This is a genomic window from Roseateles terrae (assembly GCF_014192155.1).
GTDB classification, from domain to species: Bacteria; Pseudomonadota; Gammaproteobacteria; order Burkholderiales; family Burkholderiaceae_C; genus Roseateles; species Roseateles terrae.
The window spans coordinates 124,182-142,802 of record NZ_JACHXO010000011.1 but is presented as its reverse complement, the minus strand read 5'-3'; the positions used below and the strand labels follow the sequence as shown (position 1 = coordinate 142,802).

The window sequence follows — 18,621 nt, the reverse complement described above, 5'->3', positions numbered from 1 at the left end:
TGAGCGTCAGGGCTCAGTGGCTGGCGGCCGAGGCGCCCGCCGGGGCACCGCTGGCGGCACTGGCCGGCGCGAATGGCACCGGATTGACCGGCGCGCCCGGCACCATCATTTTCTGGAAGCCGTCGGCGATGACCTTTTCACCGGCCTTCAGACCGTCGGTCACCACCCACTGGTTGCCCACGGCATTGCCGATGCGGACCTTGCGCGGCTGCGGCTTGTTGTCCGCGCCCACGACCAGCACGGTGTCGCCGTCATTGCCACGGGTGACCGCCTGCTGGGGCAGCAGGATGGCCGAGGGCAGTTCCGCCTGGGCCAGGCGCACACGCACGTATTGGCCGGGCAGCAGGGAGTTGTCCGGATTGGGGACTTCCGCACGCAGGGTGACCTGGCCGGAGGTGCTGTCCACCGTCAGGTCGGTGAACAGCAGCTTGCCGGGACGGCTGTAGACGGTGCCGTCGTCGAGCACCACCTGGACCTGGGCGGCGCCAGCGCCCGCGCTGCGCAGCTGGCCGTTGGCCATCGCGCGGCGCAGGTTCTGCACGTCGTTGGCCGATTGGGTGAAGTTCACATAGACGCTGCTGACCTGCTGCACCAGGGCCAGCTGGGTGGCTTCGGTCGAGCTGACCAGCGCACCTTCGGTGACCAGCGCGCGGCCGATGCGGCCGGAGATGGGCGCGGTGACACGGGCGTAGTCCAGGTTCAGCCGGGCCTGCACCACGGCGGCCTTGGCCGCGGCCACGTCGGCAGCGGCCGACTTGGCGGTGGCCACCGAGGTGATGTAGTCCTGCTGGCTGATCGCCTTGGCATCGGCCAGCGGCTTGTTGCGCTCGGCCTGGGCATTCGCCTGCGCGTAATTGGCTTCGGCCTTGGCCACATTGGCATTGGCGCTGTCCAGGGCTGCCTGGTAGGGGGCCGGATCGATCTGGAACAGCGGCTGGCCGGCCTTCACTTCCGAGCCTTCGGTGAAGAGGCGCTTTTGCACGATGCCGGTGGCGCGGGCCCGCACTTCGGCGGTGCGCAGGGCTTCCACACGACCCGGCAATTCGGTCTGCAGGGCGACGGCCTGCGTCCCCACCGTGACCACACCGACCTGTGCCGGGGGCATGCCGCCGCCCGCACCGGGACCGGCGGCTTTTTCGTCCTTGCCGCAGGCGGTCAGGACCGCGGCCAGCGAGACGACCAGGGGGAGAAGATACAGCGCGCGGGCGTGGGCCGTCTGGCCAGGGCGCTCCGCCCCCGGTTGTGCTTGCGACTGAGGGAAGGACATCACGATGGGTTTCCTCTTGTGAATCAGGGGTGGCTTGTTGGTGTTTTTACGTAGCGATTCAGCGTCGGCGCATCATGGGCAAAGGTCGATCCTTCCGCAAGGCGTTCGGCGGCCAGCTCGTCTACAGAACGGGCCGGAGTATATACATACATTCGCGCATGTATGTTTACCCCTCTACAATGCCGGACATGGCCCGCCGAACCAAACAAGAAGCTCAGGAGACCCGCACCCGCCTGCTGGACGCAGCTGAACAGCTGTTCCATGAGCGGGGCGTTTCTCGCACCTCGCTGCAGGACATTGCGCAAGCGGCCGGAGTGACGCGGGGTGCTGTCTACTGGCACTTCGAGGACAAGGTCCAGCTGTTTGACGCCATGATGCAGCGCGCCACCATGCCGCTGGAGGAAGGCATCGAAGCCGCCACCTCGTCGTCTCCGGACCGTCCGCTCGAAGACCTCCGCCTGGGTCTGCTGAACGTTTTTCACTGCACCGTGAACAATGCCCGGACCCGGCGCGCTTTCGAGATCGCGAATCTACGGGTGGAATTCGTCGGGGAGATGACGAGCATCCTCGACCGCAAGGTGGTGGCCCACCGGGACTGGACCCTGCACAACCGGGTCGCCTTCGAGCGCGCCATCGCCCTGGGCCAGCTGCCGGCCGGCCTGGACACCCAGCGCGCGGCCATCGGCCTGATGGCGATGGTGGGCGGACTGCTGCATCACTGGATGCTGGACCCGGAATCCTTCGACCTGATCGAGGTGGGCCAGGCGCAGCTGGAGCATTACCTCTCCAGCCTGGCGGTGCCGGTGCCGAACCGCTTCCCGCCGCTGACCGACGCCGAACGCCACACGCTGGGCCGGCAGCCGGTTTGTGAGGCCAGCCGCCCCACCGGCGCCCCCGAAGAACCCTCAACGAAACCCGGCTGACGCCTCGCGGCTTCCTCCCCTTGAATCCGCGTGGATTCCCCGCGGAAAGCCCCGGATTTGTGAGGTCTCCGCTGGGGGAAAACCCAGGGAGCGGCGACAATAGAAGGTTACCCCCGCCGAGCCGCCGCCGTGTCCGCCATCCTGCCCCCCTCCTCCGCCCCGAAGTCTGACCAGCCCCCTGCACAGAAGCCTGTTCAGAAGGCGGTGCAGAAAGCCCTGACCGCCTACCGGCCGTTCTGGGCCAAGCGCTTTGGCCCCGCACCGTTCCTGCCGATGTCGCGCGAGGAAATGACCCAACTGGGGTGGGACAGCTGCGACATCATCATCGTCAGCGGCGACGCCTATGTGGACCATCCGAGTTTCGGCATGGCGGTGATCGGGCGGACGCTGGAGGCGCAGGGCTTCCGGGTGGGCATCATTGCGCAGCCGGACTGGCAGTCGCCAGACCCGTTCCGCGCGCTGGGCAAACCGAATCTGTTCTTTGGCGTGGCGGCCGGCAACATGGATTCGATGATCAACCACTACACGGCTGATCGCAAAATCCGCTCGGACGACGCCTACACCCCGGGCGGTGAGGCCGGCAAGCGGCCGGACCGGGCCACGCTGGTCTACACCCAGCGCTGCAAGGAAGCCTACAAGGATGTGCCGGTGATCATCGGCGGCATCGAGGCGTCGCTGCGGCGCATCGCCCACTACGACTACTGGCAGGACAAGGTCCGCCGCAGCATTTTGGTGGACTCGAAGGCGGACCTGCTGGTGTATGGCAATGCCGAGCGGGCCATCATCGAGATCGCGCATCGCCTGGCGCAGAAGAAGCCCATCGAGTCGATCACCGATGTGCGCGGCACCGCCTTCATGCGGCGTCCGGATGATCCGGCGCTGGACGGCTGGTTCGAGATCGACTCCACCGAGGTGGATGCGCCCGGCAAGGTCGAGGCGCTGATCAACCCCTACATGACCACCGACGAGGTGGCGGCCGACCAGGGCACCGACTGCTCCAAGCAGCAGGCGCAGGCATCCGCCGGAGCGGCAGCGGCCGGGTCCGCTGGATCCCCTGAATCCGCTGGATCGGTGAATGCGCAGGCTGCGGTGGCCGCCGGCATGCTGGAGGTCAAGCCCATCCGCATCGTCCGCCAGCCGCTGGCGCGCACCGGCCAGGACGGCCGCGCGCTGACCACGCCGAAGGACCGCACCGTCATCCGTCTGCCGGCCTACGAGAAGGTCAAGAGCGACCCGGTGCTGTATGCCCACGCCAACCGGGTGCTGCACCTGGAGACCAACCCCGGCAATGCGCGCGCGCTGGTGCAGCGGCATTCGTCCAGCGGCGTGGACCGCGACGTGTGGCTGAACCCGCCGCCCATTCCGCTAACCACCGCGGAAATGGACCACGTCTTCGACCTGCCCTATGCCCGGAGCCCGCATCCGATCTATGCGGACGAGCAAGGCGGCCACGACGGCAGCACCAAGATCCCGGCCTGGGAGATGATCCGCTTCTCGGTCAACATCATGCGGGGCTGCTTTGGCGGCTGCACCTTCTGCTCCATCACCGAGCATGAAGGCCGCGTCATCCAGAGCCGCAGCGAAGACTCGATCATTCGAGAGATCGAGGACATCCGCGACAAGGTCAAGGGCTTCACCGGCATCATTTCCGACCTGGGCGGCCCGACGGCCAACATGTGGCACATCGGCTGCAAGAGCCCCGAGATCGAGGCCGCCTGCCGCAAGCCGAGCTGCGTCTATCCTGGCATCTGCCCCAACCTGCACACCGACCACGGCCCGCTGATCAAGCTCTACCGCCGTGCGCGTGGCCTGCGCGGGGTCAAGAAGATCCTGATCGGATCGGGCCTGCGCTACGACCTGGCCATCGAGTCGCCAGAATACATCCAGGAGTTGGTCACCCACCACGTGGGCGGTTATCTCAAGATCGCGCCGGAGCACACCGAAGGCGGGCCGCTCTCGAAGATGATGAAGCCGGGCATCGGCACCTACGACCGCTTCAAGCAGCTGTTTGAACAGGCGAGCGCTGCCGCCGGCAAGAAGCAGTATCTGATTCCCTATTTCATTGCGGCCCACCCGGGCACGGCGGACGAGGACATGATGAACCTCGCGCTGTGGCTCAAGCGCAATGGCTTCCGTGCGGACCAGGTGCAGACCTTCTATCCGAGCCCGATGGCCACGGCCACGGCCATGTACCACTCCGGCAAGAATCCGCTGAAGAAGGTGACCCGGGACAGCGAGGCGGTGGACATCGTCAAGGGCGAGCGTCGTCGGCGTCTGCACAAGGCCTTCCTGCGCTATCACGACCCCAACAACTGGCCGCTGCTGCGTGAGGCGCTCAAGGAGATGGGCCGGGCCGATCTGATCGGCAATGGCAAGCATCACCTGATACCCACCTTCCAGCCGGCCACCGACGGCGGCTACGAGTCGGCTCGCCGCAAGAATTCGACGGCTGCGGGTCAGAAGACGGCGCCGAACAAGCCGCGCGCCGGTCAGATCCTGACGCAGCACACTGGGCTGCCGCCACGGGAAACCGGTGCGGCGAAGCGTCCGGCGGCGGGCGGTGCGCCGCGCGGTGGCAGCACCACGGTGGGTGCCAAACGCGTGGGCGGCTCGTCCGCGACGGCTCAGCGCTCCGGTGGCGCTGGCAGCGCCGGTGGCGCGCAGCGCAATGGCGGCTCCGCAGGCACTCGCTCGGGCGGCACGTCGGCGCCTGCGCGCAGCGGCGGCATCAAGCGCGGCCGTCCTTGACGAGGTCGCCCCCGCCTTGTCGGGCGGGGTGCTCAGTGGTTTGTTTCGTGGGAGGCTCGGCGCCTCAATCGGTCGCCGACCCAGTGGCGCGCGGGTCCGGCGGAGCCGATGCCGGCTTGGGCCGCACCCATCGCCACACCCGGCGGGCCACCGCCAGCCAGGTCCAGAGGCGGGCCAGTCGGCCGGGTTTGCCGAAGATCCGGCCCAGCCGGAACAGCCCGATCAATCCGCCCATGCCACCCAGGGCCCCCAGCGCCTTCCAGGCTTTGGGCAGACTGCCCATCAGCCGCCACACACGACGGGCATGGTCGGCCCATTGCAGCGGCTGTTCCAGCGCACGCGCATCCTGCGCCAGTTGCACCCGCAGCTCCGCACTACGCAATTGCAACTCCAGCTGCCGCAGCTTCATCCGCTGCTGAAGGTCGCGCCACATCAGCGGGCCTCCGTCTCACCCAGGGCCCGGGCGTCCCGGGCCAGCTCGGCCAGACTGGCGCCAAAAGGTTCACCGTCCGCCAGCTGTTTCTTGGCCCACAGCCAGCTCATCACCGCGGCCAGCAGCAGGGCCACGCCGAGCCCCAGGCCCAGCGGAGCCCGCCAGGTGTCTGGCACCCAGAGCAGCGCGGCGAAGATCAGCATCAGCAACGAAGCCACCCCCAGCAACAGCGCCAGCAGCAGCCCGGTCAGCGCGGCAAACAGCCGCAGCAACTGGGACTGAAGCTCCACTCCGACCAGTTCCAGACGCACCCGCGCCAGGGACACGGCCCGGGCGGCCATCTGGCGTAATCGGTCGGCCAGATTGAGCTCCTGCGACTCCATGTGACTTTCTCCTCGTCCTCGACCGTGTCACCCTACCACTGAATCGGGGGAAACGATGGCGTACAAGCCACATCGGCGGGGGAGGCTTGGGCTAAAGTCAAGGCAACGTCATGCGCCGCCGCGCGCAGGCGTCACGACAAGGTCTCTCAATGTCTGATCGCCAGCATTCGTCGAACTCTGCCGTTGTCGAGGACGACGACGTGATGCAGTTTCTGGACGACCCCGAGACCGCCCGCGAGATCCCGCCGACGGCGCGCCCGTGGCGGGTGCTGATCGTGGACGACGACACCGACGTCCACAAGGCCACGGAACTCGCCATGCAGGGCCTGATGGTCGAGGGCCAGCCCTTGACCTTCCTCCATGCCCGCTCCGCCCAGGAAGCCGAACGCCTGCTCTCCCGCGAGCAGGACATCGCGGTGGTGCTGCTGGACGTGGTGATGGAGTCGGACGACGCCGGTTTGCAGCTGGTGCGCTACATCCGGGATGAACTCCAGCTCCAGGCCGTGCGCATCGTGCTGCGCACCGGGCAGCCGGGGTATGCGCCGGAGATCGAAACGATCCAGGCTTATGACATCAACGATTACAAGACCAAGTCGGAGCTGACCCGGACCCGTCTCTACACCGTGCTGACGGCGGCCATCCGCTCCTATCGGCAGATCCGCGCGCTCGAAGCCAGCCGGGAAGGCATGGAGATGATTGTCGAGGCCAGCGCCGAGCTGGGCCGGCTGCGCGGCATGCAGGGCTTTGCCGAAGGGGTGATCACCCTGCTGAGCGCGCTGCTGGGCACGCTGCCGGACGGGCTGGTCTGCCTGCAGAGCGAGAACGACCCCAGCGGCGAAGCCCGGGTGATCGCGGCTGCCGGGCAGTACAGCGCGCTGGTGACCCGCCCGCTGCGTCATGTACCGGTGCCGCGGGTGCGGGAACTGCTGAGCCGCTGCTTCACACTCGCCGACCATTTCAATGACGACGGCTGCGTCCTGATGTACTTTGGCCTGCCCAATGGGCGGGCCATGGTGGTGCTGCTGGAAGTGCCGCGCCCGCTGGGCGAGCTGGATCTGGCGATGATGCGCGCCTTCAGCGCCAACATTGCGGCGGGTTTTGAGAATGTGGTGCTCTACAACCAGCTCTCGGATCAGGCCTACAACGACCCGCTCCTGCAGCTGCCCAACCGCACCCGTTTCATCGAGGTGCTGGAACAGAACCTCAAGTCGCCCGACGGCATCACGCTGGCGCTGATCGACCTGGACGACTTTGCCGACATCAACGACGCCTTCGGCCATCGCTTTGGTGACCTGGTGCTGCAGGCGGTCACGCTGCGCATGGCGGAGCAGCTGGGCCACAACACGGCCATGGCGCGGATTTCGTCCAATGCCTTCGGTCTGCTGGGCCCGGAAGAGGTGGTCAATGGCGACCGCATTGCCGAGCTCTTCAACGACCCGTTCACTGTGTCTGGCGAGCGGCTGCAGCTGAGTGCCACCACCGGCCTGGTGCGACTGGCCGAGTCACGGGCGCTGGGGTCGGAGCTGCTGCTGGATGCGCAGATTGCGCTCAAGCGGGCCAAGGCCATCAACCGCGGTGCGTCGCAATACTTCCGTGCCGAGATGGGCATTGATGCGCGCGAGCGTTTCAAGCTGCTCAAGGGCCTGCGGGCCAGCTTTGAAGAGCGGCGGCTGTTTGTGGTCTATCAACCGCAGGTGGCGCTGGCCACCCAGCAGGTGATTGGCGCCGAGGCCTTGCTGCGCTGGCGCACGTCGGACGGTCAATTTGTGCCGCCGGACCAGTTCATTCCGCTGGCGGAGCAATCCGGCCTGATTGTGCCGATCGGCGAATTTGTGCTGCGGACCGCGTGTTTCCAGATTGCGCAGCTGCGGCGCAATGGCTTCCACGACTTCCGGATTGCGGTGAACATTTCGCTGGCGCAGTTCCGCCATCCGGGTTTCATTGATTCGATTCGCCGTGCATTGACCGATGCCGAGATTCCCGGAGCCGCCCTGGAGCTGGAGATCACGGAGTCGATGGCGATGGAGGAGATTTCCACGGTGCTGCGCGTGCTGGCGGAAATCCGCAGCACCGGCGCAACCGTGGCGATCGATGATTTCGGCACCGGCTTCTCATCCCTGAGCCAGCTGCGCCGATTGGATGTCGAGCGCCTGAAGATCGACCGCGCCTTTGTGCATGAAGCGCAGAGCAGCGCGGCTGGCGCGACGATTGCGCAACTGGTGGTCAACCTCGGCTGCAGCCTTGGCATGCGTGTCGTCGCCGAAGGCATCGAAACCGAAGAGCAGCGCCAGCACCTGCTGGCGCTGGGCTGCCACGAGGGTCAAGGCTGGCTCTTCGCCCGCCCCATGCCCGCCGACCAGCTCGAAGACTGGCTCCGCAACCGCCCCAATACTTCAGCGGCGTGAGATAAGAAGGCCCAGCAGGAGGCCGACACCGGCGGCAACACCGATCGATTCCCACGGGTTGGTGTGCACATATTCATCGGTGGCCTTGCCCGCGGCCTTGGCGCGGTCGATGGCGGCCGACTGGAAATCTCCCAGGCTGCCCTTGGCACGGTCCAGCGTGGCCTGCACCCGGGCACGCAGTTCCGATGCCGTGGCGCTGGTCTGGTCCGACGTGGCACGCAGCAGCGATTCCGCGTCCGACACTACCTGGTTCAGATCCGCCAGCAGACGGTCGGAAGGATTCTTGGCCATGCTTATTCTCCTGTTCGTTGAGTTGCTGTTGCAGGGATTCCGTCGGGGAATCCAAAGAACCTGGGTCGATGCTCAGTCTTGTACGTCGTTCCCCCCTGTCGCAGCAAGTCGTCTCGGTTAACCGACCCTGCCGCACGGGCTTCACGCGCACGCTTATTGATTTTGGTCATGCAACGGCGTCAGGTGCCGCACCAGAAAGTAGCCCTCCCGCTGCTCACCCGTCACCTGCAAGACCTGTCCCTCCAAAGCCTCCAGGACCGGGTCGCGGATGGGATGCGCGCCTTGTCGGCGCAGCAGCATCCGCCGCCCGTCCTCGAGAACCAGTTGCAGCGCCAGCCTTTCGCTTTTGCTGCCATGGTCAATCACCTCACGGACGAGCCGCCCCGACAAGCAGGTGGGACCGTCCGCGTTCGGAGGAAACTCAGCGTGCATGCATGCGCCTGACATGCAGGAGCGTGCCGTCCTGCTCGGTCACGACCAGCGCCAGCAGGCGCGCCGCGTTCCATCCTTTGAACACATGGATCCGCCGCTGTCCGGGCGCGCCGACGACCCTGTAACTCACCCGGCTGCAGGTGGCCGGCGACAAACCGGACTCCTTCAGCATGGGCTCGATGGCCGCCTGCACCGCCGAGGACGGCGGCAGATCGCTGGACTTCAGTGGGGGCAAGGCGCGTGCCAGGTAGCGGCCGTCCCGCTCCAGCTTTTCGCGACGAAGGCCGCGGACGCCGCGGTCCTGCACGCCGGCGAAGGCCTTGCGGAAGGCTTTGGTGCGGGTGAGCGCATGCGCGGCGAAGGTCACTGGCTGGAGGCAGGGATCTCCCAGGAGGTAGAACTGGCCCAGGGTCTTCAGGTCCATCGGGTCCAGATGGGTGCGCTCGCCCGCAAATTTCTGCCGCGCCTCCAGCAGCGCCCGGCCGGTGGACGAGCCGGCCAGTACGCGCTGCAGGAAATACTGGCACAGCAGGTCCGCCGAGCCATTGCCCTCGCTGGGACCGTAGGCGATGGTGGTGCTGCCGAGGTAGGCGCAGGCACCGTCGCCGAGATATCGCAGCGCGATGGGCCATTGACCTTCCGCCAGCGCGGGATCGAAGAGCTGCGCCCCATAGCAGCATTCCGCGGCGATGACGGTGCCCGCGGTGATGCGGTCGCGAATCAGGGCGGACCGGTGCGACACCGGATAGTCATCGCCCTGCTGCCCGTAGAACTCCGGCATGTCCTTCTGCCCGTGGCAGTTGATGAAATGCATGCGCGGCGCCAGATCGGCCTTGGTCCAGCGCGGACCCTCCGGCGGCGAGAGGTGCAGCTGATCGGCATGGCCGAAGGTGTTGGTCAGGCTGAGCCGGGTCGAGGCCTGCCAGACGTCGGCCGAGAGGCCGAAGCTGGTCAGGTAATCCTCCCGAGGCAGCGACTTGTGACGGGCCGAGGCACGGATCAGCTGTAGCAGCAGATCGGGCTTGCTGGCGCCCGGCAGGTCCGGCAGGCGGCCGACCACCCGGGTCGGTCCCAGAAAGCGGTTGGGATCGGTGCTGAAGGCCGTGTCGCAGGCGTAGGGGAGATCGCTGGGCACCACCGGGTCGCTGTCGCCCAGCTCGCCGCCGTGGGCCGGGTTGCGCAGCGGCACCATCGGCAGCACATCCGGGCCGCCCAGCAGCACCACGTAGTGCGGCGCACGCGCCTTCACCACCGCATCCACCACCTGCTTGAGGGCGCGCGCATCCGGCAGCCCTTGCACCGGCCCGAGCCCGAGGGCCTTCATCGGCATGGTCATGTCGATGGGCAGCAGCTGCGTCTCCAGCCCTCGCCGGGCATCCGCCGCCACCAGTTGTTTCAATGCTGCTTCGATGCGGGCGAGCCCTTCACTGCGGTACTTGCCGCGCAGCGCGCCGCGATGCATGACGATGATCTTGTCCATGCCTGCCTCTCCCTGACTTGTTGGAACCCTGATTGTGGACACGGCGGCATTCAGCCGCAATCGCCGCCAGACACCGCACAATGCAGAGCATTGCCCTGAGCTCTACCCGTTCCATGCCGGCCTTTGACCTCTTCAAACGCATCTCCCGCGCTCCGACCAACCCGGGCGCTGCGCCGCCGGCCCGGCAATTTGACGTGGCAGACCTCTACCGCGGTGCCGTCACCACCGGCGCGGACAGCGCGACCGATGCGTTGCCGCTGGACGAGAAACTCCGTCAAGCCTATTTCTGGATCGTCAATCACGCCATCATCAGTCCGCACTACGACATTGAATTCAATGACGGACCACCCACCGCCTTCACCGTGGGCGACACCCGCCGCACGCTCACCCTGCCCTCGGCGCAGAGCTACTCCAGCTTCATCCTGCTGCCGCTGCTGACCTTTGCCACCCGGCGCAAATGCCTCTTCGTCGGCGGGCCGGGCCGCGGCAAGACCGCCAGTGCGCTGCTGATGGGGGTACTGGCGGGATACCCGGTGCGGGACGTGCGTCGCGCCATGCAGCACGGTCATCCGCAGATGACGATTGCCGACCTGCTGGGCAATCCCCTGCCCGGCGATCTGGTGAATGCGCAGCGCATGGAAGACATCCGCATTGCCTGGCGCAGCTGGCTGGGCATGCGGGTCAAGATCGTGGACGAATACAACCGCATTCCCACCCGCACCCAGAGCGCGCTGCTGACGGTGATGGGGGACAACTATGCGGAGATCCTCAACCACCTTTACGAATGTCCGGAGTCGGCCTGGTATCTCACCGCCAATGACGACCAGGGCGGTGGCACCTATCAGGTGATTGAAGCACTGCGGGACCGGATTGACGTCGTAGTCCAGGCGCTGGCCTTCAATCCGCGTTTCCTGGAAGAGCTGCAGATGCGGGTGGAAGAAAACCTGAAGCCGGAAGAGATGGTCCCGCCCCAGATCATCTTCACCGAGCAGGAGATCGACCAGATGGGCGAGCACATCCGCGCCGTGGAGATGCCCGCGCCGGTGCGTCGCCGGCTGGAGTTTTTCTGCAGCCAGTTCGAGCTGCTGGAGCCGGCCGGTGTGCAGTTTGAATACATGAGCAAGGACACCGCCCGGCTCTCCGGCGTCGAATGGGCCGAGGTGCTGGCGGCCGACAATGGCCGCGACCGCATCAAGGACCTGGGTTGCCAGACAATGAATGGCGTGTCGGTGCGCAACCTCATGTCGCTGCTGCTGTTTGCCAAGGCCCTGGCCTACTTCCGGGGCCAGCCCCAGGTGGAGCTGGAAGACCTGCGCCAGATGCTGCCGTTCGTGCTGCATGACAAGCTGCAACCCGACCTGGAGGCGCCATTTTTCTCGGTGCCCGGCCATGCCGCCTACCGGACGGACCGGCTCAGCTGGCTGCGCCGTCTGTTCGATCTGTCCTGCGAAGAATATGACCGGCTGGACCTGGATCGCGACGATCCGGTCGGCCGCCTCTCCCAGACCTTTGCGGCGGGGCTGGACGGCGTGTCGGAGTCAGAGACCCGCAAGCGCCTGGCGGCCATCGAGCGGCTGGTGGGCGAGTTGGTCAAGGGCCGCAAGCTCTACGGCCCGCTGCATGACGACCTGCAGAAACTGAAGTACCTGCATCAGCGCTACACCAACTATCTGCACTGGTTGCGCACCCAGTGAACGCGGGGGCGAAGACATGCTGATTTCTCCGCCCCTGGCGCAGGTGCTGGCCGCCGGACGGCGCCAGTTCAACCAGCGTGTGGACGAGGCCCGACGACGCACGCCCGGTTTCGATCCGGCGGCATTTTCCGCTTTTGTGCAGCAGCAGCTGGATCCGGTGGTGTCGGCCGTCGAGGCGGTGGCGCCGGCGCGCACCGCAGGGGTCACGCTGGCCGCCTATGACATCGGCCTGCTGCTATGCGCTCAAGGACTGGCGGGTCCGTCCGCGCGATCGCGGCTGGTCAACCAGCTCTGGCGGGAGGTGCTGCCGGCGCTTGCGCCGCGGATCGCTGAACTGCCGCATGATCTGCTGGGGGCGCTGAGCAATGCCGCCGTCCACCTGGGTACGGTCGATGGTGCCCGCCCGGCGGAATGGCTCGGGCTGCTGCGACAGCTGGGCCCAGGCAGCGAAACCCCGGCGCAACTGCTGGCGCTGGGCAAGGTGCTGGCATGGCGAGCGGGCCTCGCGCAGTTCCGGCCCGGGGCCCTGCAGGCGGCAGCAAGCTTGCCGGACGCGCTGCAACGTGCCGCTTTGCAAGCCCCGTCACAGAGCGATGTGGAGGCCTGGCGAGGCACGCTGGCATCGTCTCCATGGGCGGGCCCGCAAGCGCGCCCTGAGGGCTGGACGCTGGGTGGCTTCACCGGCTTCGACGGGCGTTTCGCCGCACCCCCGGCGCTTCGCGTGGCGTCGAACGGCATGCTGGTGCGCAGCGGGGATCGGTACTTCCTCGCCATCGCCGACGCCTGTGGCGCCGTGCTGATGCCCGCGACCGCGCAGGAGTTCGACCTCGCCGCGCCGCCGAAGCGTCCGGCATCGGTGCAGTGGCACGGACAGACGCTGGTGGTGTCTGGCCGCGAGGTGCCCATCGATCTGCCGCAGGAGGGGCTGGTGCTGGCTGCGAGCCCCCACACCCTGGCCGTGGCGTCCCCTTATACGCACACCGTGCGACTGCTGCCACTGTGATGGACAACAAGCCCTCTGCCCCCACTGCGGCCAACGGGGCTGCGACAGTCGCCGCCAATGCCCCCGCAGGCGCCCCTGGCGTGACCGGCGGGACTGGCGCGACGGGCACTCCGCCATCCGCAACGGCCAGCGTCCTCGAACGCTGGCAGCAGGACTGGCCCCGCGCGTTGACCCTGTGGAGCCGCTACACCCGCCTGCAGATGCCGCAGCTCTGCGAAAGCCGGGTCGAGGCCGCTGAAGAGGGTCTGCAAGGCAGCTTCGCCATGATCCGCCTGAAGGACCAGCGCATCGTCATCGACCTGGACGCCATCGTGAATCTCGGTCTGGCGGACTACGGCGTCGAAATCCTCGCGCATGAGATCGGACACCATGTCCTGATCCCCGGCAACATGACGGATCAGCTGCGCCTGCTGGCGCGCATCCGCGCCGGGCTGCCGACACTGGAACGCCAGGCACCGATGGTGGCCAACCTGTATGCGGACCTGCTGATCAACGACCGGCTGCAGCGCCAGGAGGACCTCCGGCTGGCGGACGTCTACCGACGCCTCGCCGGGGAACGCACACCCGGCGCCACCGAGGTGGCCAGCCGTGTGTGGGACCTGTACCTGCGCATCTACGAGCAGCTCTGGAAACGGCCGCATGGTGATCTGGGCGCCGGTCCGCGTGAGACCGGTATCGACGCCGACGCCTGGCTGGGTGCCCGGCTGGTCCGGGTGTATGCATCGGACTGGCTCTCCGGCGCCGGCGGCTTTGCCGCGCTGCTGCTGCCCTACCTGGTGGAAGATGCCGAACGGGCCGACCAGGCGGTGCAGCAGCTGATGGACACGCTGAGCGCTGGGGAAGGCTGCGAGCCCTACGGCGGGCTGGACATCACCGGCGATGCAGCGGCCGCACGCCATCCATCGCTGGACCCGGCCGTCACCGGCGACGACAGCGCGCGGGAAGGCCATGGCGACGACACCCTTCCCACCGACGCGGGCAACAGCGATGCGCAAACCGGCCAGTGCCGCGAACCCTTCGACTACGGCGAGCTGCTGCGTGCCGCAGGCCTGAAGATCGATGACCACGAAGCGGCCGTGCGCTACTACCGCGAGCGCGCCCTGCCTCACCTCGTCCCGTTTCCGAAGCGCAGTCGGCCGGGCCGCACCGAGCCGCTGCTGGAAGGCCTGGACCCCTGGGAGATTGGCGACGCGGTGGACCTGATCGACCCGCTGCAGAGCGTGCTGGTGTCGCCCCGGGTGATCCCGGGTGTGACGACGGTGCAGCGCCACTACGGCGAAGATCCCAGCCCGGTGCCGGTGCAATCCCCGATCGATCTGGACCTGTATGTGGACAGCTCCGGCTCCATGCCCAATCCGCAGGTGCAGGTGTCGTACCCGAGCCTGGCCGGTGCCGTGATTGCGCTCTCCGCCCTGCGGGCCGGGGCGAAGGTGCAGGTGACGCTGTGGAGCGGCAAGCAGCAGGTGATGCACACCGACGGCTTTGTGCGCGACGAAGCGGCCATTCTTCGCATCCTCACCGGCTTCTACGGCGGCGGCACCGCCTTCCCCATCCACCGGCTGCGCGACACCTACCTGACCGGTCGCCCGCGCGAGCGGCTGGCACATGTGCTGATGATTTCTGACGACGGCATCAGCACGATGTTCGATCAGGACGAGCGTGGCAACTCCGGCTGGGACATTTCCGCCAAGGCGCTGATGGCGGCGGGCGGCGGCGGCAGCATGGCGCTTCAACTGCCGCAAGGCTGGGAGCAGGAGACCAGCGGATGGCAGGCCAAGGCCCTGGACTGGATCCGCCGCGCGCAGCGTGAGCAGGGCTGGGAGGTGCAGGCCATCCGCGACCTGGAAGACCTGATGGCGTTTGCGCGCCGCTTCGCCAAAAAGCATTACGGCTGACCGACAATTCACCCTCAAGGCGCGCGCTTTCGCCGTGCCGATGCATCCCTTCCCATGCTGCTACCCGGTCCCCCCCTCGACATCCTGCTGCGCCGTCTGACGGACCTGCCGCCGGACTTCCTCGACGACCCGCGGACCGACCGCGGCGGCCTGGTGCATGTGGCCGCGGTGGTGAACGACCTGCTGGCGCAGGGCCCGGGCCGCGCTTCGGTGCAGGACCTGCGCCGATTCGAAGGCAGCGCGGCGGACGCGCCCCGGCTGCGCATGACGCTGGTGTTGGCCTGGCTGCTGGCGGACGAGCGCCTGATTGGCAGCCCACTGCAACCCGAGCCGCTGCTCCGCCTGCTGGACGACACCGCCCGCGAGCTGTCGGGCCTGGCGCCGGTGACCACCTATCTGAAAGATCCGGACCGCCGTGAAGAACTGGTGCGGGTGATGCTGGCGCGCCTGGATCTGCGCCCCGACGGAGAAACGGCCGCGCAGGCCGCCGACCGCCTGTCCGCCCTGAGCGCCACCGAGCGCCGCCGCCTGCTGGAAGCCAGCCGTGCCGCCGAAGCACGCGCGCGGGAGATCCGCGAGGCGCTGGTGAAAAAGGCCGCCGAGGCCTCTGCCGACAAGTGGACGCGCGAGTGACCGGCATGCCTCTGCGTGCGGAAGACCTGGCCTTCTGCCCGACGCTCACCGAGGCGGGGCAGCGCATGCTGGACTTCCTGCGGGAACATCCCGCGGCGCCCCGCTACACCAACCAGAGCGGCCACCGCCTGCTGGCCGACGAGGTGCAGGCGCTGCGTGGATTCGTTGATGAGGTGAAGACGGCGCGCGTCGGCTGGCCAGGTGACGGGGTGCCGGACTGGCTGCCGGACTTCGTCGCCCAGACCTGCCGCGAGGTGCCGGCGTATCGGGAACTACCGACGCTGTCGGGCGGTTTCACCTCATTGCCCACCACCCGTCGCGCGGACCTGGCTACCGACATTGCCCGGTATGTGCCGGACCCGGTGCCGTTGGACCGGATGATCAACTTCCGCACCACCGGCACGACGGGCACGCCATTGCTGATTGCCTCCCATCCGGTCGTCGCGTCGCGATACCTGGCGTTTCACCTGCGGGCGCTGCGGCGTGCGGGCATCGAGCCCAGGCATGGGCGCGGTCAGGTGGGCGTGGTGCTGCTGGGCGTGCAGAAGCGATGCTTCACCTATGTCAGCGTCACCCCGCTGATGGATGAATCGGGGCTGGCCAAGATCAACCTGCATCCCGACGACTGGCGCCATCCGGATGACCGGACGGCTTATCTGGACGCGTTGGATGCCGAGGTGATCGCCGGGGACCCGTTGTCCTTCGGCGAACTGTTGACGCTGCCGCTGCGTACGCGGCCGAGGGCCTTGCTGTCGGTGGGCATGACGCTCTCGCCCGGCCTTCGTGAAACCCTGCAGCAGCGCTTCGGCTGTCCGGTGCTGGATCTGTATTCGATGAATGAGGCGGGCCCGATCGCTGTCTACGACGAAGCGCTGCGGGGCCATCTGCTGTTACAGCCGCGGCTGTATGTGGAGATCCTCGATGCCCAGGGGCGGCCGGTGCCGGAAGGTGCACGCGGCGAGATCACCCTCACCGGCGGCTTCAACTTCTGCCTGCCGCTGCTGCGCTACCGCACCGGGGACCACGCCGCGCTGGAGCACACCGACGAAGGTCCGGTGCTGAAAGGTTTGATGGGACGCGCGCCCGTGCGCTTCCGGTCGGCCGGTGGGGACTGGATCAACAACATCGACGTGACCCACGCGCTGGCGCCCTGGCCGCTGACGCAATATGCCCTGCATCAGGGCAACGATGGCGCCTTGCGACTCCGTCTGACGCCCGCCGCCTTGCACCACGGACCCGCCCTCACCGCCGCCCTCGCCCATCTGCTCGGCCCGCTGCCTGTGACCGTTGAACCCCTGCACGCCGATGACAAGGTGCTGCAATACACATCCGACCTGGAGGCCTGCGGGCCATGACTGATCCGATCGAACTGGCGGCCAGTGCGCTGACCACCCTCTCCATCGTGCTGGCCGCGCGCAACAGCGTGCACACCTGGTGGACCGGCATCCTCGGCTGCCTGCTGTTTGCAGTCACCTTCTTCCGGGTGGCGCTGTATGCCGACGTGACCTTGCAGGGCTTCTTCCTGATCACCAGCGTGATGGGCTGGTGGCATTGGCTCAAGGGCCGGGCCGGCCATGCGGTGCCCATCAGCCGGACCACGCGGGGCGAATGGACGGCGGCCGTGCTGCTGGCGGGAATCGTGACCGGCGGCTACGGCTGGCTGCTGGCGCGGATGACCGATGCCTACGCGCCCTTCCTTGATTCCGCCGTGCTGGGACTGAGTGTGGTGGCGCAGGTGTTCCTGCTGCGGCGCCGGCTGGAGAACTGGCCGGTGTGGGTGCTAGTGAACACGCTGTCGGTGCCGCTGTATGCCAGCCGCGGCTTGTGGGTCACCGCCGCGCTGTATGCGGCGTACTGGCTCAACGCATGGTTCGGGTGGTGGAAGTGGCGGCGACTGATGCGGGCGTGACGGCGCCAGGTCCCCGCTTCATGCGGGGCCTGGTGGTCGGCAAGTTCTGTCCTCTTCACCTCGGCCATGAGCTGCTGATCCGGCGCGCGCAGACGCAGTGCGACGAGCTGGTGGTGGTGAGCTACACCGAACCGGGTTTTGCGGGTCTGGGGCGGGACCGTCGCGCGGCGTGGCTGGCGGCACGGTTTCCGGGGCTTCGCTGCGAGGTGCTGGACAACGATCATCTCGCTCGCCTGTGCCGTGCGCGCAGTGTTGCCCCCCGGACGATTCCCCTGGACGACGCGCCGGAGGATGTGCACCGCCACTTCGTCGCACGACTGATGCTGGATCTGTTCGACGGACCGGTGCAGGCGGTCTTCACCAGCGAGACCTATGGCGACGGCTTCGCGGCCGTGCTGTCGCAGGTGTTTGGCGCGCCGGTGCAGCATGTCTGTGTGGACCAGTCTCGCGCACAGATTCCTGTGTCCGGCACCCAGGTGCGGCAGAACCCGCTGGCGCACCGCCACCTGCTGAGTCCGGAGGTCTACGCCGACTTCATGCCCCGCATCGCGCTGCTGGGTGGCGAGTCCACCGGCAAGTCGACGCTGGCGGCAGCACTGGCCGAGGCGCTCGGCACCGTGTGGGTGTCGGAATTTGGCCGGACCTTATGGGAGCAGCAGGACGGGCAACTGCGCTTCGAGGACATGGCGCTGATCGGTCGCACCCAGGTGTCGCACGAGATCGCGCTGGCGCAGCAGGCGCAGGGTTGCCTCGTCTGTGACACCACCCCGCTGACGACACGGCTCTACAGTGAATGGATGTTCAATCGCGTGGATCCGGCCCTGACCGCGCTGGCCGAGCGGCGCTACACGCTCACGCTGCTCTGCGACACCGACGTGCCGTTCGAGCAGGACGGCACCCGCCAGACGGAAAGCTTCCGGCAGATGCAGCAGGCCCGGTATGCGCAGGAGCTGGCGTCGCGAGGGCTGCCCTTCCTGGTGGTGTCGGGGTCGGTGCAGCAACGGGTGTCGCAGGCCCTGGGCGCCATCCGGCTTTCGCTCCAGCCTTGAGCACAGGCCATGCGCCCCTGCCTCTGACCCCGACGAGAGCGCGGTGTGCCAGTGAGGGGTTCTTATTGGTGCGGGC

General features: G+C 67.4%; 16 protein-coding genes. 10 read left to right on the top strand and 6 right to left on the bottom strand.

Features of this window, described 5'->3' with window-relative positions; translation table 11 throughout:
- Nucleotides 1–13 precede the first annotated feature (13 nt).
- The gene (locus tag FHS28_RS23480) at nt 14–1,267 is read right to left on the bottom strand and encodes an efflux RND transporter periplasmic adaptor subunit (RefSeq protein WP_088454376.1); all 1,254 of its coding nucleotides are present in this window, start codon (nt 1,265–1,267) and stop codon (nt 14–16) included.
- 188 nt (nt 1,268–1,455) lie between these two features.
- Between FHS28_RS23480 and FHS28_RS23475 the strand changes: the two genes are divergently transcribed.
- Together FHS28_RS23475 and FHS28_RS23470 are read left to right on the top strand one after the other, a co-directional pair.
- On the top strand, nt 1,456–2,190 hold the full coding sequence (locus FHS28_RS23475; RefSeq protein WP_088454482.1) for a TetR family transcriptional regulator: 735 nt from the start codon (nt 1,456–1,458) through the stop codon (nt 2,188–2,190).
- Between the two features lie 204 nt (nt 2,191–2,394).
- Nucleotides 2,395–4,938 (top strand): YgiQ family radical SAM protein, encoded by a 2,544-nt coding sequence (locus tag FHS28_RS23470; protein WP_088454377.1) that lies wholly within the window; start codon nt 2,395–2,397, stop codon nt 4,936–4,938.
- A 64-nt stretch (nt 4,939–5,002) separates the two neighbouring features.
- Here the strand turns inward: FHS28_RS23470 and FHS28_RS23465 are convergent, their stop codons facing one another.
- Both FHS28_RS23465 and FHS28_RS23460 read right to left on the bottom strand, forming a co-directional pair.
- Nucleotides 5,003–5,371 carry a hypothetical protein gene (locus FHS28_RS23465; RefSeq protein WP_088454378.1) on the bottom strand — a complete coding sequence of 123 codons (369 nt, stop codon included), beginning with the start codon at nt 5,369–5,371 and terminating at the stop codon, nt 5,003–5,005.
- A complete protein-coding gene (locus FHS28_RS23460) occupies nt 5,371–5,754 on the bottom strand; it encodes a phage holin family protein (RefSeq protein WP_088454379.1) in 384 nt (127 codons plus the stop codon). The genes FHS28_RS23465 and FHS28_RS23460 overlap by 1 nt, the downstream gene beginning before the upstream one ends.
- Nucleotides 5,755–5,903: 149 nt before the next feature.
- On the opposite strand from FHS28_RS23460, the gene FHS28_RS23455 reads away from it, so the two are divergent.
- Nucleotides 5,904–8,159: a putative bifunctional diguanylate cyclase/phosphodiesterase gene (locus tag FHS28_RS23455; protein WP_088454380.1), complete on the top strand. Its 2,256-nt coding sequence runs from the start codon at nt 5,904–5,906 to the stop codon at nt 8,157–8,159.
- On the opposite strand, the gene FHS28_RS23450 is transcribed toward FHS28_RS23455, so the two are convergent.
- The 3 genes from FHS28_RS23450 to FHS28_RS23440 form a co-directional block, all read right to left on the bottom strand.
- Complete coding sequence (locus FHS28_RS23450; protein ID WP_088454381.1) at nt 8,148–8,450, bottom strand: ElaB/YgaM/YqjD family protein; 303 nt, start codon at nt 8,448–8,450, stop codon at nt 8,148–8,150. The two genes, FHS28_RS23455 and FHS28_RS23450, sit on opposite strands and share 12 nt — an antisense overlap.
- A gap of 153 nt (nt 8,451–8,603) precedes the next feature.
- A complete protein-coding gene (locus tag FHS28_RS23445; RefSeq protein ID WP_088454382.1) occupies nt 8,604–8,882 on the bottom strand; it encodes a hypothetical protein in 279 nt (92 codons plus the stop codon).
- Nucleotides 8,872–10,362, bottom strand: coding sequence for a C25 family cysteine peptidase (locus tag FHS28_RS23440; RefSeq protein ID WP_088454383.1), 1,491 nt, complete (start codon nt 10,360–10,362; stop codon nt 8,872–8,874). The genes FHS28_RS23445 and FHS28_RS23440 overlap by 11 nt, the downstream gene beginning before the upstream one ends.
- Nucleotides 10,363–10,442: 80 nt before the next feature.
- On the opposite strand from FHS28_RS23440, the gene FHS28_RS23435 reads away from it, so the two are divergent.
- Genes FHS28_RS23435 through FHS28_RS23405 form a run of 7 tightly spaced genes read left to right on the top strand, consistent with a single transcriptional unit; the run spans nt 10,443 to nt 18,545 of the window.
- On the top strand, nt 10,443–12,056 hold the full coding sequence (locus FHS28_RS23435; RefSeq protein ID WP_246410514.1) for an AAA family ATPase: 1,614 nt from the start codon (nt 10,443–10,445) through the stop codon (nt 12,054–12,056).
- A gap of 16 nt (nt 12,057–12,072) precedes the next feature.
- Nucleotides 12,073–13,059, top strand: coding sequence for a hypothetical protein (locus FHS28_RS23430; protein WP_246410513.1), 987 nt, complete (start codon nt 12,073–12,075; stop codon nt 13,057–13,059).
- The gene (locus FHS28_RS23425) at nt 13,059–14,954 is read left to right on the top strand and encodes a vWA domain-containing protein (protein WP_246410512.1); all 1,896 of its coding nucleotides are present in this window, start codon (nt 13,059–13,061) and stop codon (nt 14,952–14,954) included. The genes FHS28_RS23430 and FHS28_RS23425 overlap by 1 nt, the downstream gene beginning before the upstream one ends.
- A gap of 54 nt (nt 14,955–15,008) precedes the next feature.
- Nucleotides 15,009–15,587 (top strand): hypothetical protein, encoded by a 579-nt coding sequence (locus FHS28_RS23420; protein WP_088454384.1) that lies wholly within the window; start codon nt 15,009–15,011, stop codon nt 15,585–15,587.
- Nucleotides 15,588–15,592: 5 nt separating this feature from the next.
- A complete protein-coding gene (locus FHS28_RS23415; protein WP_088454486.1) occupies nt 15,593–16,942 on the top strand; it encodes an AMP-binding protein in 1,350 nt (449 codons plus the stop codon).
- Nucleotides 16,939–17,496 carry a nicotinamide riboside transporter PnuC gene (gene pnuC, locus FHS28_RS23410; protein ID WP_088454385.1) on the top strand — a complete coding sequence of 186 codons (558 nt, stop codon included), beginning with the start codon at nt 16,939–16,941 and terminating at the stop codon, nt 17,494–17,496. The genes FHS28_RS23415 and pnuC overlap by 4 nt, the downstream gene beginning before the upstream one ends.
- A complete protein-coding gene (locus FHS28_RS23405) occupies nt 17,454–18,545 on the top strand; it encodes an AAA family ATPase (RefSeq protein ID WP_088454487.1) in 1,092 nt (363 codons plus the stop codon). Before pnuC ends, FHS28_RS23405 begins: the two co-directional genes overlap by 43 nt.
- Nucleotides 18,546–18,621 lie beyond the last annotated feature (76 nt).